This is a genomic window from Citrobacter europaeus, assembly GCF_037482245.1.
Taxonomy (GTDB): Bacteria; Pseudomonadota; Gammaproteobacteria; order Enterobacterales; family Enterobacteriaceae; genus Citrobacter; species Citrobacter europaeus.
This window is the reverse complement of the sequence record NZ_CP148084.1, coordinates 3,006,715-3,026,674: the sequence shown is the minus strand read 5'-3', so window position 1 is coordinate 3,026,674 and position 19,960 is coordinate 3,006,715. Positions and strand designations below refer to the sequence as shown.

Here is a 19,960-nt window from a genome sequence, read left to right as displayed (position 1 = left end):
GCGAGGATGCGATGATTATCTATTTACACGGTTTTGACTCTAACAGCCCGGGCAACCATGAAAAGGTGTTGCAACTGCAGTTCATCGACCCGGATGTCAGGCTGATTAGCTATAGTACGCGGCATCCTAAACATGATATGCAGCATCTGCTGAAAGAAGTGGACAAAATGCTGCAGCTTAATGTGGACGACCGTCCGCTGATTTGTGGCGTGGGGCTCGGGGGATATTGGGCTGAACGCATTGGTTTTCTGTGTGATATTCGTCAGGTCGTGTTTAATCCTAACCTGTTCCCGTATGAGAACATGGAAGGAAAAATTGACCGGCCTGAAGAGTATGCAGATATCGCGACAAAATGCGTGACCAATTTCCGCGAAAAGAATCGCGATCGCTGCCTGGTGATCCTGTCACGTCATGATGAAGCGCTCAATAGTCAGCGTGCGTCAGAAGAGCTGCATCATTTTTATGAGATAGTCTGGGATGAAGAACAGACGCACAAGTTTAAGAATATCTCGCCGCATTTGCAGCGAATCAAAGCGTTCAAGACGTTAGGTTAATCCTTATTGAGCTTTTAAAAAAAACAGCCGCTAGGCTAATGTTCGTCAGTTACGAACGTATGGTGAACATGTGATTCCGGCTGAGGGTTCCGTTCACCTCAGCGGTGTCATTTCTCTGAAGCGCAGATACCTGTGAACGTGCAAGGGAGGCTCACCGCCGCCTCCCTTGCAACCCAGGCTCCCGGCGGGAAAATCGTCGCTGCGCGAGTTATTCGTCTTATGCCGTCTGCCTGTTGGGTCGGGGTCGAGCCTGCGTCCCTGCAGGCCGTCCCCTCTGTCCGCATCCCTGCGGACAGCCCCGGTCAGCCGTCAACGCCTCATCGATTTTCAGCCGGACCGGGGTCATCGCTTCAACGCACTGACTTCCAGTTAAATCTTTTTTGCTGTTCAAATATATTCAAATAAAAGTGCAGGAGGTCAGGTGTGGCTGGTCCGGCTGAAAATTGCCGATGTGTTTCCGTAAGGCCGGGAGAGCCAGCATGGATGCTGGCTCAGGGCGCGCTTTGCAAGGACGCTTCCTCGCGCCCGGCCCGGTAGCCTGGAGGAATAAGCGGAGGGTATTGCGCAGCAACAATTTTCCTGCCGGGAGCCGGGATTGTAAAGGGCGTGGCGGAGAACGCCCTTTACACGTTCACAGGAATCGGTGCTTCAGAGAAATGATGAGCATGAGGTGAACGGAACTTTTCCTCCGAGATAGCATGTTCTTTACCTCGGTCAGCACAGGTTGAAGCTTTCTGAAACTGAGGCGCTAACTGACTGGCATTACAGCCATCGGGCTGGTTTTTTTGTTCTTAAAGTTCCGGTTGTCTATCTTTTCAGCATCAAAACTTGATACATATCAATTTTGGTATGACCAATGCACCGTTCGTGTTATTCTCACTCTCGAAGAACATTTTCATTATCGTAACTTGTTGTTAATTAAAGGCTATGCTCATAACTTTTAATTAACAATTGGTTAATAAATTTGAGGGGGTCACGTTGACTACACCATTGAAAAGGATCGTGATTGTCGGCGGCGGTGCTGGCGGACTGGAAATGGCGACACAGCTGGGTAAAAAGCTGGGACGCAAGAAAAAGGCCAAAATCACGCTGGTGGACAGAAACCACAGCCACTTATGGAAACCGTTGCTGCATGAAGTGGCGACAGGTTCCCTGGACGAAGGTGTGGATGCGCTGAGCTATCTGGCGCATGCCCGTAACCACGGTTTCCAGTTCCAGTTGGGGTCGGTGGTGGATATCGATCGTGACGCGAAAACCATTACTCTCGCCGAGCTGCGCGATGAGAAGGGCGATCTACTGGTTCCTGAGCGTAAAGTCCCGTATGACACGCTGGTGATGGCGTTGGGCAGTACTTCCAACGATTTCAACACCCCAGGCGTCAAAGAAAACTGCATTTTCCTGGATAATCCACATCAGGCGCGTCGTTTCCACCAGGAGATGCTGAATCTGTTCCTGAAGTATTCCGCGAATCTGGGCGCTAACGGCAAAGTGAATATTGCTATTGTGGGCGGCGGTGCGACGGGGGTTGAACTCTCCGCCGAGCTGCATAATGCGGTAAAACAGCTGCACAGCTATGGTTACAAAGGGCTGACCAACGACGCTCTGAACGTTACTCTGGTCGAAGCTGGTGAGCGTATTCTGCCTGCGCTGCCGCCGCGTATTTCCAGCGCAGCACATAATGAATTAACCAAACTGGGCGTACGCGTACTGACCCAGACGATGGTTACCAGCGCAGATCAAGGCGGACTGCACACCAAAGATGGCGAATACATTAAAGCCGATCTGATGGTGTGGGCGGCAGGTATCAAAGCGCCAGACTTTATGAAAGACATTGGCGGTCTGGAAACGAACCGTATTAACCAACTGGTGGTTGAACCCACTCTGCAGACCACGCGCGATCCTGATGTCTACGCGATTGGTGACTGCGCCTCCTGCGCTCGCCCGGAAGGGGGTTTTGTGCCGCCGCGCGCTCAGGCTGCGCACCAGATGGCAAGCTGCGCAATGAGCAACATACTGGCGCAGATGAACGGCAAGCCACTGAAAGCGTATCAGTACAAAGATCACGGCTCTCTGGTCTCGCTCTCTAACTTCTCTACCGTGGGTAGCCTGATGGGTAACCTGACCCGTGGTTCGATGATGGTGGAAGGGCGTATTGCGCGCTTTGTGTACATCTCACTGTATCGCATGCACCAGATAGCTCTGCATGGCTACTTCAAGACCGGTCTGATGATGCTGGTCGGCAGCATTAACCGGGTGATTCGCCCGCGTCTGAAACTGCATTAATATCGACTTGTGGCGCCGGATGATTTATGCATCCTGCGCCTTCCTTCAGAGTTCTCCGAATCATCCTGCGTTCGTGCCTCCTCCTGCTATTTTCATCCGTAATCTGATTGGCATTCCTTACCTTCTGTTGCAAAGTTGTTGCTAATAGCAAAAAAGGAGGAACTCCCGTGAATAAATCAATGTTGGCGGGTATAGGGATTGGCGTAGCTGCTGCGCTGGGTGTTGCAGCGGTGGCCAGTCTGAACGTTTTCGAGCGTGGCCCACAGTATGCGCAAGTTGTCTCTGCAACACCGATTAAAGAGTCGGTGAAAACACCGCGTCAGGAGTGCCGGAACGTGACGGTCACGCACCGTAAGCCGGTACAGGATGAAAACCGTATCGCGGGTTCCGTACTGGGTGCCGTTGCGGGTGGCGTTATTGGCCATCAGTTTGGCGGCGGACGTGGTAAAGATATTGCCACCGTGGCCGGTGCTTTAGGCGGCGGCTATGCCGGTAACCAGATTCAGGGTTCGATGCAGGAAAATGATACTTACACCACTACGCAACAGCGCTGTAAAACGGTGTATGACAAATCTGAAAAAATGCTGGGCTACGACGTGACGTACAAAATTGGCGATCAGCAGGGGAAAATCCGCATGGATAAGGACCCCGGCGCGCAAATTCCGTTGGATAACAACGGACAGTTGGTACTGAATAACAAAGCGTAAAATAGCATTATTCTGAACATTAGCCCCCCATTCGCTCAGGCTGGGGGGCTTTTTTTATCAGAAGGTTAAGGCATAGTTCAGACCAAAGGTGCGGCCCCGGCCCTTGTATTCATACAGTGAGGGGCTACCGTAGGTTGGGCTGTACAGCAGTGGCGCACGTTGTCCCCACAGCGTGGTGTACTCTTCATTCAGCAGGTTTTCCACGCTGAAGGTCAGCTTACCCAACGGGAGCTGATAGCTGCCGATAAAGTCCATGGTGTTATAGCCATCCAGCTTGTTACCGCTGGCATCGGTCAGATCAAATGTTTGCTGGCTCTGTATGCGTAATGCCCACGGTTCAGGCGCCCAGCCGACCCATGCGGTTGCTTTGGACGGAGAGGCCAGAGTGACATCCCATTTCTGCCATTTACCGTTCTGTTTCACTTCCGATTTAATGACATTAAAGTTGCCGCCCAGACTCCAGTCCGTATCCGCAATGAAATAATCCACCGCACCTTCCAGACCATAAATCCGGCGATCGTCGGGCTGAACGTTAATGGTCATATCACTGCGATTGATAACGATCGATTTATCCGAAGTTGAGTAATAAGCGGCCAGTTGCGTGCGCAGACTATCGCCGGTGTAACGCCATCCCAGTTCGTACGAGTTTACTTTAATCCCTTCCAGGCGTGAATCCGCCACGTTGACGCTGCGCTGAAGCTGATAATGATCGCCAACCAGCGAATAGGTGCCGTTCCCGTAATATTTCCCTGGATCCGGAAGCTCCACGCCCTGAGAGAAGTTAAACCACGTTTGCTGACGGTCGGTCAGGTGGGCGAGGATACCGGCGTTGAACAGGAAATTATCGTAATCGGTTTTGCCGCCCGGAATGGTATCGGCAGAGTTCGCAAGCCCGGTCGCGATTCCCTGCTGTTGAGCATAGCCCACGAAATCATCAACCCTGTTTTCGGTCCATTGATAGCGTACGCCGCCGCTGAGGGTAAAGATGTCGTTAATGTCATAGCTGTTTTGCAGGAAAGGCGCGAAGTTGGTGATGCTATAACCGGGATAACGCCCGGTGGTATAAGCGGTGCGGTTATCCATGCCGCCGGAGGGCAAGGACCAGGCCAGATCGAAGAATTTCTGATTAGAATCGAAGGTCTCGTGATCGGCATCGATACCCCACGTCAGCTCCCAGTTATCCATCAACTGGCTGTTGAGGGTAATTTGGGCGCCAAACTGGTCTGTGTCCTGCTGTGATGCGGAGAAGCTGGTAACCTTACCTTTGCTGAGCGTCGGGAAAGGATAGAATTTCAGGGATTCGTCGCGGTAATAGATTTGGCTGACCAGGTTCTGGCCGAAAAAATCCGCATCTGAATATTGCAGGCTGATCAGATGACGTTCGGTGCCGGGAATACGATCGGAATTCAGTCCGCTGCTGGTATACGCTTTACCGTTTCCGGTCACGGCTGACATATTCTCGCCGAGATCCAGCCCGTAATCGTCATCCCCCTGGCTCTTATAATATTGCGTAACCAGTTGCAACTGACGGTTGTCGTCAAGTTCAATCGTTCCGGTACCCATCACGTCCAGACGATCGGAGTGCTGCAGGCCGGTTTGGGTGTTATCCAGCATCAGAGCATCGTGATTACCGTCATACCAGCCACCAAACCGTTGATACGCGACGGACATGCGCCCGGAAGCACGATCGGTTCCTCCGCTCACCGCCGCGGCAACGCGTTCATCATGATCGTTACTGTTGTTGAAGCCGCTTTTACTCGCAAGTTCGAGTTCTACTTCACGCTCCGGCTGACCTTTTTTGGTGACGATGTTGATTAATCCACCGGTACTGCCGCCACCATAAAGTGAGGTTGCGCCAGAGATGACTTCAATATGCGCAATGTTAAATGGGTCAATGGAGTCAAGCTGACGACTGTCGGTTCGCGAGGAGTTCAGACGAACGCCGTCAATGAGTACGACGATGGCGCGACCGCGCATATTCATGCCGTAGTTTGTGCGTCCCTGGCTACTGACATCGATTCCTGGGATTAACTGAGCAAGAACATCCTTGAACTCTTTACCACCCTGAACCTGTTGTTCAATCTCGCTTCCTTCAATAACCCAGGTGGTTTGTGCCATTTCTGCCACGGTACGTTGGCTACGGTTGGCGCTGACAATGAGGTTATCTTCCTCAGCCGCAATGGCCGGGAGGGTTAAAGATAACAGGAGAGGATTGAGCACCCAGAGACGGTTATGCATTTGTATTCCTTTTAAAAAAGAGTCGATCTGTTTTTGTTATGGCGGTAAAGAAACCGATGGTTACATTGTGAAACAGGCGTTAAAACAAATGCGAATATTGCTGATAATAATTGTTGTTATCAATATGTTTTACAAAAAATGATCAGATAAGATGATGAAAACAATAGGGAATGTAGGGGTAATGCGCGGAGTTTTAACCGGGGGCTGTATCAGCTCCCGGTCATGTCAATACAGCGGGGAAAAGCGGGAAAGGCTTAGGCTTTGATGAGCTCGGGCCAAAGCCGCAGGGTTGTATGTGAGATCTGCATCAGTTTTTCAAATGTTGCACCTTCACGGGCGCTGATCGACATACCCTGTAAAATACAGTTCAGGTATTCGGCCAGTTTTTGCACGTCGCAATGGACCGGGATTTCGCCTCGCTGCTGGCGCTGGTGAAGAAACTGGGTAAGCGTCTGTTCTTGCATTGCATGGCGGGATTTCACCGTGTGCGCAATATCGCGGGAAGAGGCTGCCAGCGTCGCAGAAGTGTTAATCATGAAACATCCCGCCGGGGTGTCCTTGCTGGTGAAACAGGTCGCTATGGCGGTGAAATAGTCTTCCAGTGCGGACTCCAGACTTTTTTCTTCGCAAAACAGCTGGGCTTCGTGTTTCGCCGCAAAGCGGGTGATGTAGCGGTCCAGCACGGCACGAAACAACCCTTCTTTATTGGTGAACTCTGCATACAGCGTGGGCGCTTTTGCGCCGGTAGCTTCCACGAGATCGGCGAGCGAGGTCGCTTCATATCCGTGCTGCCAGAAGAGTGTCATGGCCTTATCAAGCGCGGCTTCCCTGTCGAACACTTTTGGTCGGCCACGGCTTTTTTTAGCACAACCTGTCGTTTCAGTTGTCATGGCGCCGATGTACCTTTGTTAGGTTTATTGAATAGCCATTATAAAAATATTCGACTGCACACTCCAGCGGATTAACGATAAAAATAATATATAGCTATTAGTATGAAAAATAAGGCCTTTGTGTTTTATTTAACGATCATTATAAAAAAATGTTGACGTGTGACCTGGATCACATCTATGATTTACCTATCGATCGTTAAGTTAATCTTTTCGACACCCATTCATCTGCAAAAGGTCACTATCATGAAAAACGTAAAAACTCTGTTTGTTGCTGCTGTTTTTAGCTCACTGTCATTTGCAAGCTTTGCCGCCGTTGAAGTTCAGGCCACACCTGCTGGTCAAGAGAAAGTCGGTACTATTTCTGCGAATGCGGGGACTAACTTAGGTTCTCTGGAAGATCAGCTGGCGCAGAAAGCGGATGAGATGGGAGCGAAGTCTTTCCGTATAACTTCCGTTACCGGTCCTAACACCCTTCACGGGACTGCAGTTATCTACAAATAAGATTTAACCCATCGCAATGCCACTGCGAGTTAAATAAAAAACCCCCGCGGAATAAAATCCAGCGGGGGTTTTTTTATGCGCAGAGTTTACATCGGTTGTTGGGCAACGTCGTGATGACGGGTCACATCGACCGGCATTCCTGAGCGAATTTCCATTGCATGTTCCATGACCGCAGGATCCGTTTGCGCCGCATTTTTAAACGTCTGCATGGATGCGTTCAGCACGATCGGCAGCAACTGCGGGTCGTCATTGATTTTTTCGGACAGCGGTTGGTGTACTTCCACCAGGCGCGCGCCGTTAGGTTCAACAGATGCTTTGATCGGCGTATTGATAATATTGACCCTGGTTCCTGGCTTCACCTGACGGAACAGGGTTTCGATATCACCGTCGCGTAAACGAATACAGCCGGAACTGACGCGCATTCCAATGCCAAAATCAGCATTGGTTCCGTGCAGCAGGTATACACCGCCGTATGCCGCTAAACGAATCGCATGATGGCCCATCGGGTTATCCGGGCCTGCAGGTACAACGGCAGGTAGGTCGATCCCGTTTGCTTTGTATCGCGCGCGGATGTTTGCCGTAGGCGTCCAGGTGGGGTTGGCGCGTTTATCTGAAATGGTGGTTACCATTGTTGGCGTTAACGTGTCACCACCTAACTGGCCAATACCAATAGGATACACGGTCACCGAATTGGTCCCCGGCTGGTAATAATAAAGACGCAGTTCGGCGAGGTTGATAACAATGCCTTCGCGCGGCGCATCCGGCAGCAAAGTTTGTAACGGGATAGTCAGCACGCTGCCCGGGCGTGGTACGTAAGGGTCAACGCCAGGGTTGGCCTGCAGCAGCGCCAGAAAGCCGACATTGTACTTTTTAGCAATCGCTTCCAGAGAACCGCCATTGTCTTCAACAACATGAACGGCATTCTGACCCACCACGCGGCTTCCCGGTGGCGGCAGCGGCCAGGTGTTTGCCTGAGCCGGAAGTGCTAACGCGAAGGTCGCGGCAAGCGTAAAAAACGCTAACCAGCGAGAGAGTCGTTTATTGTTTAACATCACCATAAATCCATTGTTTTTACGTGGTTTTTATTATGTAAAAGTAAACAAGAATTATGGCGGTTTGCTGTGTCGGGAAGTGCAGGGAAGTGCAAAGAGTTTGTAAATTCATCAGGCCGGGTGAGGGGGCTCACCCGGCCTGTTCACTATGCTACGGCGTTTTCTTCAAGCTGGCGCATAAACTGGCGTACCCAGTCAATTCGGGTTTTACGTTCGCTTAGGTCCTGCATAAATTTCAGCCGGGTTGGACCGTCGAGGCGGAAGTGCTGCGGCTGTTTTTGCAGTAACCCAATCAGCCAGACCGGGTTAACGTGGTTTTTCTCTGCAAATTCAATAGTACCGCCTTTTTCATTACCTTCGAGCTTTCTGATCCCCAGTTTCTGCGCCTGCTGGCGTAAACGGGCGATATCCAGCAGCGTACGAGCCGGGTCGGGCAGCAGGCCGAAACGGTCAATCAGCTCGACCTTAATTTCTTCCAGCTCGTTTTCACCTTTGGCACTGGCAATCCGCTTATAGAACGACAGTCGGGTGTTAACATCCGGGATATAGTCGTCCGGCAGCAGAGACGGCATGCGTAGTTCGACTTCGGTTTGCTGGCTGGTGAGATCTTCCAGCGAAGGCTCACGCCCCTCTTTGAGCGCATCGACGGCATTTTCCAGCAGCTCCATATACAGCGAGAAGCCGATGCTTTCCATGGAACCACTCTGATCTTCACCCAGCAATTCCCCGGCGCCGCGAATTTCGAGGTCGTGGGTCGCCAGCGCAAAACCTGCGCCCAAATCTTCCAGCGAGGCGATGGCCTCCAGGCGTTTTTGCGCGTCGGTGGTCATCGCTTTTGGATGCGGCGTCAGCAGCCAGGCGTATGCCTGATGGTGTGAGCGCCCCACACGACCGCGCAGCTGGTGCAATTGCGCCAAACCGAAGTGATCGGCTCGTTCGATGATGATGGTGTTAGCGGTGGGAATGTCGATCCCGGTTTCGATAATGGTGGTACACACCAGCACGTTAAAACGCTGATGGTGGAAATCGTTCATCACGCGTTCCAGTTCGCGCTCGCGCATTTGTCCGTGGCCGATACCAATCCGCGCTTCAGGCACCAGTTCCGCTAGTCTGTCAGCAGTTTTCTGGATATTTTCGACATCGTTAAACAGATAATAAACTTGTCCCCCGCGCAGAACTTCACGCAGGATTGCCTCGCGCACGACCAGGTTGTCATATTCGCGCACGAAGGTTTTGACTGCCAGACGACGGGCAGGCGGTGTTGCGATGATCGACAGATCGCGCATGCCGCTCATTGCCATATTAAGCGTACGCGGAATTGGCGTTGCCGTCAGGGTCAGAATATCGACATCTGCGCGCATCGCCTTGATGCGTTCTTTGTGGCGAACGCCGAAACGATGCTCTTCATCGACAATCAGCAGACCCAGATCTTTTAACTTCACATCCGCTTGCAGCAGTTTGTGCGTGCCAATGAGAATATCGATTTTACCTTCGGCAACCTGCTCCAGAATCTGCGTTTGCTCTTTGGCGCTACGGAAACGGGACAACATCTCGATGCGTACCGGCCAGTTGGCAAAGCGATCGCGGAAGTTGTCGAAGTGCTGCTGCGCGAGCAGGGTGGTCGGCACCAGCACGGCAACCTGCTTGTGGTTCTCTACGGCAAGAAAGGCAGCGCGCATCGCGACTTCGGTTTTACCAAAGCCGACGTCACCACATACCAGGCGGTCCATGGCCAGCGGTTGGCACATATCGCTGAGTACTGCGTTAATCGCCTGCGCCTGGTCAGGCGTGGTTTCAAACGGGAAGCTGTCGCAAAACAGCTGGTACTGCTCACGGTCATGCTTAAAGGCGAAGCCTTCTTTCGCCGCGCGCTGGGCATAAATATCCAGCAGCTCTGCTGCGACATCGCGTACCTTCTCAGCGGCTTTCTGTCGGGCGCGGGACCAGGCATCGCCGCCAAGTTTATGCAGCGGCGCATTCTCTTCTGCACCGCCGGCATAGCGGCTGATCAGATGCAGTGACGACACCGGCACGTACAGTTTGGCGTCGTTGGCATAGGTGAGCATCAGATATTCACCGGTGATACCGCCCGCTTCCAGCGTGGTCATCCCGGCATAACGGCCCACGCCGTGCTCCAGATGCACCACCGGTTGACCGGGATGCAGCTCTGCGAGGTTACGAATTAACGTATCCGGATTGATGGTGCGACGAGAATCCTGGCGACGGCGCGCTACGCGTTCCCCGAGCAGATCGCTTTCACAAATCAGCGCCAGATTGCGTTTGCTATCGATGAAGCCGTGCTCAGCTGCGCCAATCATCAGATAACGACCGTTATCTACGGCCTCATCGAGTCGCAATATCCGCTTCGGCGCCACTTTGATACGGGCGAGCAGTTCGCCTAACGCTTCCCGGCGGCCTTCACTTTCCACCGAGAAGATCACCGGACCGGTAAAGCCCTCAAGGAATTTACGTAACGCATCTAGCGGCGATTTTTGCTGCGCCTGAACGGCGATGTCCGGCAGCTTCTGGAACCCGAGGTTGGTATTCGCAGCTTTGTTCGCCAGGCTCTCGGTTTTCAGTTGAACGCGTGGCCAGCGTTTAAGTTCAGAAAACAGCTCATCAACCCGTAGCCACAGGGATTCCGGCGGCAGAAGCGGACGCATTGGATCAACGCCGCGATTTTCAAAGCGTGACAGAGTATCGGCCTGGAAGCGTTCTGCGCTGGTCTCAATATCACCGGTATTCACCAATAGCGTATTGGCGGGGAAGTAGCTGAATAACGGCGGCAACGTCTCGCTGAAAAACAGCGGTTGCCAGTATTCAATACCCGCAGGTAACGTGCCTTTACTGACCTGCTGGTAAATATGCTCGGCGTCGCGTTTCACCTCAAAGGTGTCCCGCCACTGGCTACGGAATAGCTCAATGGCCGTTTTGTCAGTCGGGAATTCGTGTGCGGGTAGCAAATTAATGGCATCGACTTCTTCCAGCGTGCGCTGGGTGTCGGTATCAAACAGACGCAGACTGTCGATTTCGTCATCAAAGAAATCCAGGCGATAAGGCAACTCGCTGCCCATCGGGAACAGATCCAACAGTGCGCCGCGCGTGGCGTATTCGCCGTGTTCCATGACCTGATCAACATGGCGATAGCCAGCGCTGTCCAGCTGTTCGCGCAGGGCGTCGCGCGAAAGCCTCTGACCTTTTTCCATGACCAGCGCATGGCCGTGCAGATAGCTGTGCGGACAAACACGCTGCATCAGGGTATTTACCGGAACGATCAGCACGCCGCGCTGCATGGCAGGCAGCTGATACAGCGTGGAGAGACGCGAGGAGATTATCTCCTGATGAGGAGAAAAGCTGTCGTAGGGAAGCGTTTCCCAGTCGGCCAGGTTCATTACCATCTGGTCGGTAAACTGACGAATTTCATCATGCAGACGTAAAGCATTTTGCATGTCCGGCGCGATCAGTACCACTGGACCGGCGTGATGTTCGGCGATTTCGGCAACCAGCGTTGCGCAGGCCGCGCCGGTAAGCTCACCCAACTGGCGCTGATCGCCTGCTTTCGCTGGGAGCGTGTAACGATGTTGTTCAGGCATTCGGTTGTCAGGATCTCGTTTAGATATACATCTGATAAGCAATGTTCTTTATTATCCGTGATCGTTTCTCATAAGCAAATTGATTCGCCCCCGAATGGGGGCAAAAAGCGCGTTGGGGTTAGCGCGAGGCGGTCGATAAAGAGGGTGGGGAAAAGAGCAGATCGGCCACGGTTTTCTGTGAGATTTTACGCACCAACAGGCCAAACAGGGTGCACAGCAGCAGGCAGGCGAACGGATACACCAGCAGCAGGGCCAGCTCCGTGTATGCAGGCCAGACGGCATGATTAATTTTGGGGATTAGCGTTAAGCTGAACAGTTCAACCAGAATACGGTGAGTGGTGTAGATGGCGATGGTATTGGCGCCAATCACGCTTAGCGGACTGGATGCGCGCATGCCAAAGCGGCGTTCAAATTGATAAAACAGCTTCATGATTAGCACAATGGAAAGAAGAGAAAGCAATAGTGACACATTTGCCAGCCACGCGATGACGGCGGCGATTGCGCTAACCAGAAAAATGATTGCATGGCGGCGCAGGGGCACCTCCTTGATCCACACCAACAGCGTTGCGCCAAACCACGCGCCGAGGCTATACCAGGGCAAATTGCGAATCACGCTGTTCATTCCCCACCACGGCGTTGGGACAAAATTGATAGCCACGCTCAGCACCACAAATAACGCCAACAGCGGCACCGCCCAACGGCTGAAAATTTTACACAGTACAAAATAGACAATCAGTGCATACAGATACCACAGGCTGGTGCTGGCGGTCAGCATCCCGTGGGTGAAACCCGCTATCGAACCGGCATAGGCAGCGTTGGCTGCATGGCTCAGATCGCGCTGTGGGGCCAACCAGTTATTGAGAGTCACTAACGCCAGCCATTGCATTACCCCCCAGATCACCAGCACCCAGGCAATACTCCAGATCCGTTTATCCACGCAGGTTGTCCATGGGACGCTATCGATGTAGCGACGGATCAGATACCCCGAAATAAAGAAAAACACCGGCATGCGAAACGGCGCCAGGTACAAATTGAGGTAAATCCAGCATTTGCTCAGCATCTCTGAAAGCGGATGCTGAAAGGTGATGAGGTGCGGGTAAAACGTGATTACCGAGTGGTAAATCACCACCAGACAAATACATAACCCTTTGATCTGATTAATCCAAAGTTCTTTTTTACTCATTGAGACGGCGTATCCATATTGATTGCTGTAGTCTGCCATCCTGCGCAACCCGCTGCGCGCTGTAATGCGTAACTGTCTGCTTTTTGTTTTTTTAAGATAAAGATCAGGGACCCGGACTGAAGGGCGGAGGGACAACTTTAGCGGATTGATTTATTTATACTTTTAGGAATAGTGCTGACGAACACTTACGGTTCAGTCATTTACCCATTCCGCTTTCGCTTATATACTCGTGACTTTGCTAACAGCAACCAGACGGATTTCATGTACCAACCTGTGGCTCTATTCATCGGCCTGCGTTATATGCGTGGGCGTGCAGCAGATCGCTTCGGTCGCTTCGTTTCCTGGCTCTCCACCATTGGCATTACTCTCGGGGTAATGGCGCTGGTCACGGTGTTGTCGGTGATGAACGGTTTTGAGCGCGAGCTGCAAAACAATATTCTTGGCCTGATGCCTCAGGCCGTTCTCTCGTCTGAACAGGGTTCGCTCAACCCGCAGCAACTGCCAGAAAAAGCGGTGGTGTTGAACGGCGTCAACCGCGTTGCGCCTATAACTACGGGAGATGTGGTGCTGCAAAGTGCGCGTAGCGTGGCGGTCGGTGTGATGCTGGGTATCGATCCGGCGCAAAAAGATCCGTTAACGCCGTATCTGGTCAATGTGAAGCAAACAGATCTGCAGCCGGGTAAGTATAATGTCATCCTCGGAGAGCAGCTTGCCGGACAGTTGGGCGTTAATCGTGGCGATCAAATTCGCGTGATGGTGCCCTCGGCCAGTCAGTTTACGCCAATGGGGCGTCTGCCGAGCCAGCGTCTGTTTACGGTAATTGGCACCTTCGCCGCCAACAGCGAAGTCGATGGCTACCAGATGCTAACCAACATTCAGGATGCCTCACGGCTGATGCGCTATCCGGTGGGTAATATTACCGGCTGGCGTCTGTGGCTGAACGAGCCGCTGAAGGTTGACACGCTGAGCCAGCAAACGCTGCCGCAAGGTACTAAATGGCAGGACTGGCGCGAGCGCAAAGGGGAATTGTTCCAGGCCGTGCGCATGGAAAAGAACATGATGGGGCTGCTGCTTAGCCTGATCGTGGCGGTGGCGGCTTTTAATATTATTACCTCACTGGGTCTGATGGTAATGGAGAAGCAAGGGGAAGTGGCGATTCTACAAACGCAGGGGCTGACGCCGCGGCAGATAATGATGGTGTTTATGGTTCAGGGGGCCAGTGCCGGGATTATTGGCGCGCTGTTGGGCGCTGTGCTGGGCGCATTGCTTGCCAGCCAACTGAACAACCTGATGCCTATTATCGGCGTGCTTCTGGATGGCGCTGCGCTGCCGGTCGCCATCGAGCCGCTGCAGGTTATCGTTATTGCGCTGGTGGCGATGGCCATCGCGTTGCTGTCTACGCTTTATCCTTCCTGGCGCGCTGCCGCCACTCAACCCGCTGAGGCTTTACGTTATGAATAAGATCCTGTTGCAATGCGACAACCTGTGCAAACGCTATCAGGAAGGCACTGTGCAGACCGATGTACTGCACGATGTCAGTTTTTGCGTCGGCGAAGGTGAGATGATGGCGATTGTCGGCAGCTCCGGCTCCGGTAAGAGTACGCTGCTGCATCTGTTGGGCGGGCTGGATACGCCGACTTCCGGCGACGTCATTTTTAGCGGTCAGCCAATGAGCAAGCTCTCGTCGGCGGCGAAAGCGGAACTGCGCAATCAGAAGCTGGGCTTTATTTACCAGTTCCACCATTTGCTGCCGGACTTTACCGCGCTGGAAAACGTGGCGATGCCGCTGTTGATCGGCAAGAAAAAACCGGCTGAAATCACCGAGCGCGCGCGGGATATGTTGAAAGCGGTAGGGCTGGACCATCGTGCCAGCCATCGCCCATCCGAACTGTCTGGCGGGGAACGCCAGCGCGTGGCCATCGCCCGTGCGTTGGTAAATAACCCGCGCCTGGTTCTGGCAGATGAACCAACGGGTAACCTTGATGCGCGTAACGCGGACAGCATTTTCGAACTTCTGGGTGAGCTGAACCGCTCTCAGGGTACGGCATTCCTGGTGGTGACGCACGATCTGCAGTTGGCGAAGCGGATGAGCCGTCAGCTTGAGATGCGCGATGGTCGCCTGACGGCTGAACTGAGCCTGATGGGAGCTGAGTAATGGCTTCGCCTTTATCATTATTGATTGGTCTGCGCTTTAGTCGTGGTCGGCGGCGTGGCGGTATGGTTTCGTTGATTTCCGTGATATCCACCGTTGGTATCGCGTTGGGCGTGGCGGTGTTGATCGTCGGTTTAAGCGCCATGAACGGATTTGAACGTGAGCTTAACAACCGTATTCTGGCCGTAGTCCCTCACGGAGAGATTGAAGCTGTAAATCAACCGTGGAATAACTGGCAGGAAGCGCTCGACAAGGTACAAAAAGTGCCGGGTATTGTCGCTGCGGCACCTTATATCAACTTTACCGGACTGGTGGAGAGTGGGGCGAACCTACGCGCGGTGCAGGTGAAGGGCGTTGACCCAAAACAGGAACAGCATTTAAGCGCGCTGCCATCCTTCGTGCAAAACCACGCCTGGGATAATTTCAAAGCCGGTGAGCAACAAATCATCATTGGTAAGGGTATTGCCGATGCGCTGAAGGTGAAGCAGGGCGACTGGGTGTCGATTATGATCCCTAACGCCAGTGCGGATCATAAGTTACAGCAGCCTAAACGCGTGCGTTTGCACGTTATGGGGATCCTGCAACTGAGCGGTCAGCTCGATCACAGCTTTGCCATGATCCCAATGGAAGATGCGCAGCAATACCTGGACATGGGAACCAGTGTTTCCGGGATCGCGCTGAAAGTTAACGACGTGTTTAACGCCAATAAATTGGTGCGAGACGCGGGTGAAGTCACCAATAACTATGTTTATATTAAGAGCTGGATCGGTACTTACGGTTATATGTATCGTGATATCCAGATGATCCGCGCCATTATGTATCTGGCGATGGTGCTGGTGATTGGCGTGGCCTGTTTTAATATCGTTTCCACGTTAGTGATGGCGGTAAAAGACAAAAGCGGCGATATTGCGGTATTAAGAACCCTCGGGGCGAAAGATGGGTTGATCCGTGCCATTTTTGTCTGGTACGGCCTGCTGGCGGGGCTTTTCGGTAGCCTGATAGGCGTCGTTATTGGGGTGATTGTCTCGTTGCAACTGACGCCGATAATAAACGGGATTGAAGCGCTTATCGGGCATCAGTTCCTGTCCGGTGATATCTATTTCATTGACTTCCTGCCATCGGAATTACACTGGCTGGATGTGATTTACGTGCTGGTGACAGCACTCGTGCTGAGTCTTTTGGCAAGTTGGTATCCGGCGCGTCGCGCCAGCAATATTGATCCTGCGAGAGTGCTTAGCGGCCAATAACAACAATAATACACTAAAGCATTCATGCTGCATCAAGGCGTAGCCAACGCAGAGGCATCTTGAAGGATGACGTGTATCAAGGAGCGGTGATGTATTACGGATTTGACATCGGCGGGACCAAAATTGCGCTGGGCGTGTTTGATAAGCAACGTCGTCTGCAGTGGGAGACTCGCGTGCCTACACCTCGTGACAGCTACGATGCTTTCCTTGATGCGGTCTGCAATCTGGTAACGGAAGCGGACCAGCGATTTGGTGTCAAAGGTTCGGTTGGCATTGGCATTCCTGGCATGCCGGAAACGGAAGACGGCACGCTGTACGCGGCCAACGTTCCTGCCGCCAGTGGTAAACCGCTCCGCGCCGATCTCAGCGCTCGCCTTGACCGCGATGTGCGTCTGGACAACGATGCGAACTGTTTTGCCCTCTCCGAAGCCTGGGATGACGAGTTTACCCAATATCCGCTCGTGATGGGGTTGATCCTCGGCACGGGCGTCGGCGGCGGTCTGGTGCTTAACGGGAAATCCATTACCGGACGCAGCTATATCACCGGCGAGTTTGGTCATATTCGTTTGCCAGTCGATGCGCTGACGCTGATGGGCTTTGATTTCCCGCTGCGCCGCTGTGGATGCGGTCAACTGGGATGCATCGAAAGCTATCTTTCCGGCGGTGGATTTGCGTGGTTGTACCAGCATTACTACCATCAACCGCTGGATGCCCGTGAAATTATCGCACTGTGGGAGCAGGGTGATGAACAAGCGCGTGCCCACGTTGAACGCTATCTGGATTTGCTGGCGGTGTGTCTTGGCAATATCCTGACTATCGTCGATCCCGATTTGGTGGTGATTGGCGGAGGCTTGTCGAATTTTACCGCTATTACGACGCAACTGGCGGACCGACTGCCACGTCATCTGCTGCCGGTTGCCCGGGTGCCGCGTATTGAGCAGGCACGGCACGGTGATGCGGGCGGGATGCGCGGGGCCGCTTTCCTACATCTTACCGATTAATACAAAGAGGTTGTTATGCTGTCGCGTCGGGGTCATCGGTTAAGCCGCTTTCGTAAAAATAAACGCCATTTGCGCGATCGCCTGCGTCAACGAATCTTTTTCAGAGACAGAGTGGTGCCTGAATTGATGGAAAAACCAAGAGTGCTGGTACTGACGGGGGCGGGAATCTCCGCTGAGTCAGGAATTCGAACATTCCGCGCGGCGGATGGTCTCTGGGAAGAACATCGGGTCGAGGACGTTGCGACTCCGGAAGGATTTAGTCGAAACCCGGAACTGGTTCAGTCGTTTTATAACGCCCGTCGCCATCAGTTGCAGCAGCCAGAAATCCAGCCTAATGCGGCGCATATCGCGCTGGCAAAACTCGAAGCCGAGCTGGGCGACCGTTTTTTACTGGTGACGCAGAACATTGATAACCTGCATGAACGTGCAGGCAGCCAGAACGTTATCCATATGCACGGCGAACTGCTGAAGGTTCGCTGTTCGCAAAGCGGGCAGATTCTGGAGTGGACGGGCGATGTGACCCCGGAAGATAAATGTCATTGCTGCCAGTTTCCTGCGCCGCTAAGACCGCACGTGGTGTGGTTTGGTGAAATGCCACTGGGCATGGATGAAATTTATATGGCGCTGGCAATGGCGGATGTGTTTATTGCCATTGGCACATCGGGTCATGTTTATCCGGCAGCGGGTTTTGTGCATGAGGCAAGACTGCACGGGGCGCATACGGTAGAGCTCAATCTCGAGCCGAGCCAGGTGGGAAGCGAATTTGAAGAGAAGTATTACGGTCCGGCAAGCCAGGTGGTGCCTGAGTTTGTTGAGAAGTTATTGAAAGGACTGTAACGGCTATCCGGGCAATATTGCTTAAGTTTGTACAAGCTGGCGGTCCTCACGCAGGGCCGCCATAATCAAAAATCCTGCGATGTAAAAACAACAGATCAGCGCCAACGCGCTCAGCCACACGGGCAGCCGGGTAATGTAGACGAGGCTGCACGAGATAATCACCAGAATAATTCCGGTATACATGGGGTGCGCAATCCAGGCAAAAATACCGCGCGTAACCCGTTTGGCGCTGGGTAAATAGTAGCCTGTCCACGTGTGGCTTTCACCTAAATCCCATTTTCCTTTGATGACCAGCGCGTTACCGACGATCGCCAGAATGAGACATCCCCACTCCACCGGGCCAATCTGATGATTGAAAAACAGGCTGTAGCCAAAAACCAGGATCGGTATTAAAAAAGTGAGTCGTAGCAGGCGGGTTGCGGTGATGGGCAGCAAAGGACGAGCGTTTACCGGCTGTTTACGAGGGAGGATCACCAGCGTAAATACGATCAGATTAGCCAATTCAAGTATCAGCCAGAGCGTTGCCATTGGAAGCCTCAGAAGCCGACCTGGAATACTGTAAGCATAGCCAGAAACTGGAGAGCGGGAGTCAGTCGAAAGACGTAAAAGTCGGGTTGGCAGGTAGCAACCCGGCGCATCGAGGCCTGCCGGGTTGCACGAGTATTAGCGTCCTGCTTTCAGCTTCTGATAATACTCTTCATAGATAGCGCTGGCGGAACCCACATCGTTCTGCCATTCCCCTTTGTTGATGGTTTCTGCGTCAGGGTAGAGCGTTTTATCATTCGCGACTTCAGGACTTAACAGCTTACGCGCTGCCAGGTTTGGCGTCGGATAACCAATAGTTTCCGCAACTTCTTTCGCCACGTCCGGGCGCAGCAGGAAGTTAATCAGCTTCAGCGCACCTTCTTTGTTTTTGGCGTTAGCCGGTATAGAAAGGCTGTCCATCCAGAAAATGCCACCTTCTTTTGGCCATACCACTTCCAGTGGAGTACCCGCCTGGCGCGCCACATACGCGGAGCCGTTCCACACCATTCCCAGATTAACTTCGCCTTCCATATACGGGTTGGCCGGGTTGTCAGAGTTAAACGCCGCGACGTTAGGCATCAGCTTCTTCAACTCGTTATAGGCGGCTTCAATCTCTTTAGGGTCGGTGGTATTGCCGGAATATCCCAGTTTGCGCAGCGCCATCTGGAACACTTCACGCGCATCATCCGTTAACAACAGGCTGCCTTTGTACTCCGGTTTCCACAGATCGGCCCAACTGGTTACGGTTTTCGGGTCGATGGCATCGCTGTTAACACCAATGGCCGTCGCACCCCAGATATACGGGATGGAGTAGTCATTGTTCGGGTCAAACGGCTTATTGAGCATTTCCGGGTCGAGGTTGTGGAAGTTGGTTAACGTCGACTTGTCGATCTTCTGGATCATGCCTTCTTTGCGCATTTTGTCGACATAATAGGTGGACGGTACCACCAGATCGTATGCGCCGTCTTTATAGGTTTTGAGCTTGGCGTACATGGTTTCATTCGACTCGTAGGTCGAATAGATAACCTTAATGCCGGTCTCTTTGGTGAACTGCTCCAGCAGCCCAGGCGGGACATACTCGGTCCAGTTATAGAAATAGAGCGTGTTGTTGTCATTCGCGTGAGCGGCGCTCATGCCCAGTGCCAGAGCACCCGCCGCGAGCAGGTGGCGTGACCATTTTTTCATCATTTAACGTCC

At 52.9% G+C, this 19,960-nt stretch carries 16 protein-coding genes; 9 read left to right on the top strand and 7 right to left on the bottom strand.

Going from position 1 to position 19,960, the window contains the following annotated elements; genetic code table 11:
- Positions 1-11: 11 nt before the first annotated feature.
- From ycfP to WHR59_RS14325, 3 genes are all read left to right on the top strand, one after another.
- On the top strand, positions 12-554 hold the full coding sequence (gene ycfP, locus WHR59_RS14335; RefSeq protein WP_043015977.1) for an alpha/beta hydrolase YcfP: 543 nt from the start codon (positions 12-14) through the stop codon (positions 552-554).
- 978 nt (positions 555-1,532) lie between these two features.
- Entirely contained in the window at positions 1,533-2,837 is a 1,305-nt protein-coding gene (ndh, locus tag WHR59_RS14330) for an NADH-quinone dehydrogenase (protein WP_047412019.1), read from the top strand.
- Positions 2,838-3,004: 167 nt separating this feature from the next.
- Positions 3,005-3,544: a glycine zipper 2TM domain-containing protein gene (locus WHR59_RS14325; protein WP_003030814.1), complete on the top strand. Its 540-nt coding sequence runs from the start codon at positions 3,005-3,007 to the stop codon at positions 3,542-3,544.
- Between the two features lie 57 nt (positions 3,545-3,601).
- Here the strand turns inward: WHR59_RS14325 and WHR59_RS14320 are convergent, their stop codons facing one another.
- Both WHR59_RS14320 and comR read right to left on the bottom strand, forming a co-directional pair.
- Positions 3,602-5,782 (bottom strand): TonB-dependent siderophore receptor, encoded by a 2,181-nt coding sequence (locus WHR59_RS14320; protein ID WP_338843189.1) that lies wholly within the window; start codon positions 5,780-5,782, stop codon positions 3,602-3,604.
- A gap of 254 nt (positions 5,783-6,036) precedes the next feature.
- Positions 6,037-6,672 (bottom strand): TetR family copper-responsive transcriptional repressor ComR, encoded by a 636-nt coding sequence (gene comR, locus WHR59_RS14315; protein WP_043015980.1) that lies wholly within the window; start codon positions 6,670-6,672, stop codon positions 6,037-6,039.
- Positions 6,673-6,915: 243 nt separating this feature from the next.
- On the opposite strand from comR, the gene bhsA reads away from it, so the two are divergent.
- On the top strand, positions 6,916-7,173 hold the full coding sequence (gene bhsA / locus WHR59_RS14310) for a multiple stress resistance protein BhsA (RefSeq protein WP_338843187.1): 258 nt from the start codon (positions 6,916-6,918) through the stop codon (positions 7,171-7,173).
- An 86-nt stretch (positions 7,174-7,259) separates the two neighbouring features.
- Here the strand turns inward: bhsA and ldtC are convergent, their stop codons facing one another.
- The 3 genes from ldtC to WHR59_RS14295 all read right to left on the bottom strand — a co-directional run bounded on the left by ldtC (position 7,260) and on the right by WHR59_RS14295 (position 13,001).
- Positions 7,260-8,225, bottom strand: a complete 966-nt coding sequence (ldtC, locus tag WHR59_RS14305; RefSeq protein ID WP_043015981.1) for a L,D-transpeptidase LdtC — start codon at positions 8,223-8,225, stop codon at positions 7,260-7,262.
- Between the two features lie 146 nt (positions 8,226-8,371).
- Positions 8,372-11,818, bottom strand: a complete 3,447-nt coding sequence (mfd, locus tag WHR59_RS14300) for a transcription-repair coupling factor (protein ID WP_213732961.1) — start codon at positions 11,816-11,818, stop codon at positions 8,372-8,374.
- A gap of 118 nt (positions 11,819-11,936) precedes the next feature.
- Positions 11,937-13,001, bottom strand: a complete 1,065-nt coding sequence (locus WHR59_RS14295) for an acyltransferase family protein (protein ID WP_043015983.1) — start codon at positions 12,999-13,001, stop codon at positions 11,937-11,939.
- Positions 13,002-13,262: 261 nt separating this feature from the next.
- Between WHR59_RS14295 and lolC the strand changes: the two genes are divergently transcribed.
- The 5 genes from lolC to cobB all read left to right on the top strand — a co-directional run bounded on the left by lolC (position 13,263) and on the right by cobB (position 18,238).
- Complete coding sequence (gene lolC, locus WHR59_RS14290) at positions 13,263-14,462, top strand: lipoprotein-releasing ABC transporter permease subunit LolC (protein ID WP_003030806.1); 1,200 nt, start codon at positions 13,263-13,265, stop codon at positions 14,460-14,462.
- Positions 14,455-15,156, top strand: coding sequence for a lipoprotein-releasing ABC transporter ATP-binding protein LolD (lolD, locus tag WHR59_RS14285; protein ID WP_003832278.1), 702 nt, complete (start codon positions 14,455-14,457; stop codon positions 15,154-15,156). Before lolC ends, lolD begins: the two co-directional genes overlap by 8 nt.
- The gene (gene lolE, locus WHR59_RS14280) at positions 15,156-16,400 is read left to right on the top strand and encodes a lipoprotein-releasing ABC transporter permease subunit LolE (RefSeq protein ID WP_043015984.1); all 1,245 of its coding nucleotides are present in this window, start codon (positions 15,156-15,158) and stop codon (positions 16,398-16,400) included. The genes lolD and lolE overlap by 1 nt, the downstream gene beginning before the upstream one ends.
- Positions 16,401-16,489: 89 nt before the next feature.
- Positions 16,490-17,401, top strand: coding sequence for an N-acetylglucosamine kinase (gene nagK, locus WHR59_RS14275; protein ID WP_043015985.1), 912 nt, complete (start codon positions 16,490-16,492; stop codon positions 17,399-17,401).
- 15 nt (positions 17,402-17,416) lie between these two features.
- Positions 17,417-18,238 (top strand): Sir2 family NAD+-dependent deacetylase, encoded by an 822-nt coding sequence (gene cobB / locus WHR59_RS14270; protein WP_003832281.1) that lies wholly within the window; start codon positions 17,417-17,419, stop codon positions 18,236-18,238.
- Positions 18,239-18,259: 21 nt separating this feature from the next.
- On the opposite strand, the gene WHR59_RS14265 is transcribed toward cobB, so the two are convergent.
- Positions 18,260-18,766 carry a methyltransferase family protein gene (locus WHR59_RS14265; protein WP_047412000.1) on the bottom strand — a complete coding sequence of 169 codons (507 nt, stop codon included), beginning with the start codon at positions 18,764-18,766 and terminating at the stop codon, positions 18,260-18,262.
- A gap of 135 nt (positions 18,767-18,901) precedes the next feature.
- Positions 18,902-19,948, bottom strand: a complete 1,047-nt coding sequence (gene potD, locus WHR59_RS14260) for a spermidine/putrescine ABC transporter substrate-binding protein PotD (RefSeq protein WP_003030797.1) — start codon at positions 19,946-19,948, stop codon at positions 18,902-18,904.
- Between the last annotated feature and the right edge of the window lie 12 nt (positions 19,949-19,960).

What these genes read in the sequence shown, in the direction of transcription:
- ycfP (WP_043015977.1), top strand. Translation starts at nt 12, where the DNA reads ATGATTATCTATTTACACGGTTTTGACTCTAACAGCCCGGGCAACCAT.
- WHR59_RS14320 (WP_338843189.1), bottom strand. Translation starts at nt 5,782, where the DNA reads ATGCATAACCGTCTCTGGGTGCTCAATCCTCTCCTGTTATCTTTAACC.
- comR (WP_043015980.1), bottom strand. Translation starts at nt 6,672, where the DNA reads ATGACAACTGAAACGACAGGTTGTGCTAAAAAAAGCCGTGGCCGACCA.
- bhsA (WP_338843187.1), top strand. Translation starts at nt 6,916, where the DNA reads ATGAAAAACGTAAAAACTCTGTTTGTTGCTGCTGTTTTTAGCTCACTG.
- ldtC (WP_043015981.1), bottom strand. Translation starts at nt 8,225, where the DNA reads ATGTTAAACAATAAACGACTCTCTCGCTGGTTAGCGTTTTTTACGCTT.
- mfd (WP_213732961.1), bottom strand. Translation starts at nt 11,818, where the DNA reads ATGCCTGAACAACATCGTTACACGCTCCCAGCGAAAGCAGGCGATCAG.
- WHR59_RS14295 (WP_043015983.1), bottom strand. Translation starts at nt 13,001, where the DNA reads ATGAGTAAAAAAGAACTTTGGATTAATCAGATCAAAGGGTTATGTATT.
- lolC (WP_003030806.1), top strand. Translation starts at nt 13,263, where the DNA reads ATGTACCAACCTGTGGCTCTATTCATCGGCCTGCGTTATATGCGTGGG.
- lolD (WP_003832278.1), top strand. Translation starts at nt 14,455, where the DNA reads ATGAATAAGATCCTGTTGCAATGCGACAACCTGTGCAAACGCTATCAG.
- lolE (WP_043015984.1), top strand. Translation starts at nt 15,156, where the DNA reads ATGGCTTCGCCTTTATCATTATTGATTGGTCTGCGCTTTAGTCGTGGT.
- nagK (WP_043015985.1), top strand. Translation starts at nt 16,490, where the DNA reads ATGTATTACGGATTTGACATCGGCGGGACCAAAATTGCGCTGGGCGTG.
- cobB (WP_003832281.1), top strand. Translation starts at nt 17,417, where the DNA reads ATGCTGTCGCGTCGGGGTCATCGGTTAAGCCGCTTTCGTAAAAATAAA.
- WHR59_RS14265 (WP_047412000.1), bottom strand. Translation starts at nt 18,766, where the DNA reads ATGGCAACGCTCTGGCTGATACTTGAATTGGCTAATCTGATCGTATTT.
- potD (WP_003030797.1), bottom strand. Translation starts at nt 19,948, where the DNA reads ATGAAAAAATGGTCACGCCACCTGCTCGCGGCGGGTGCTCTGGCACTG.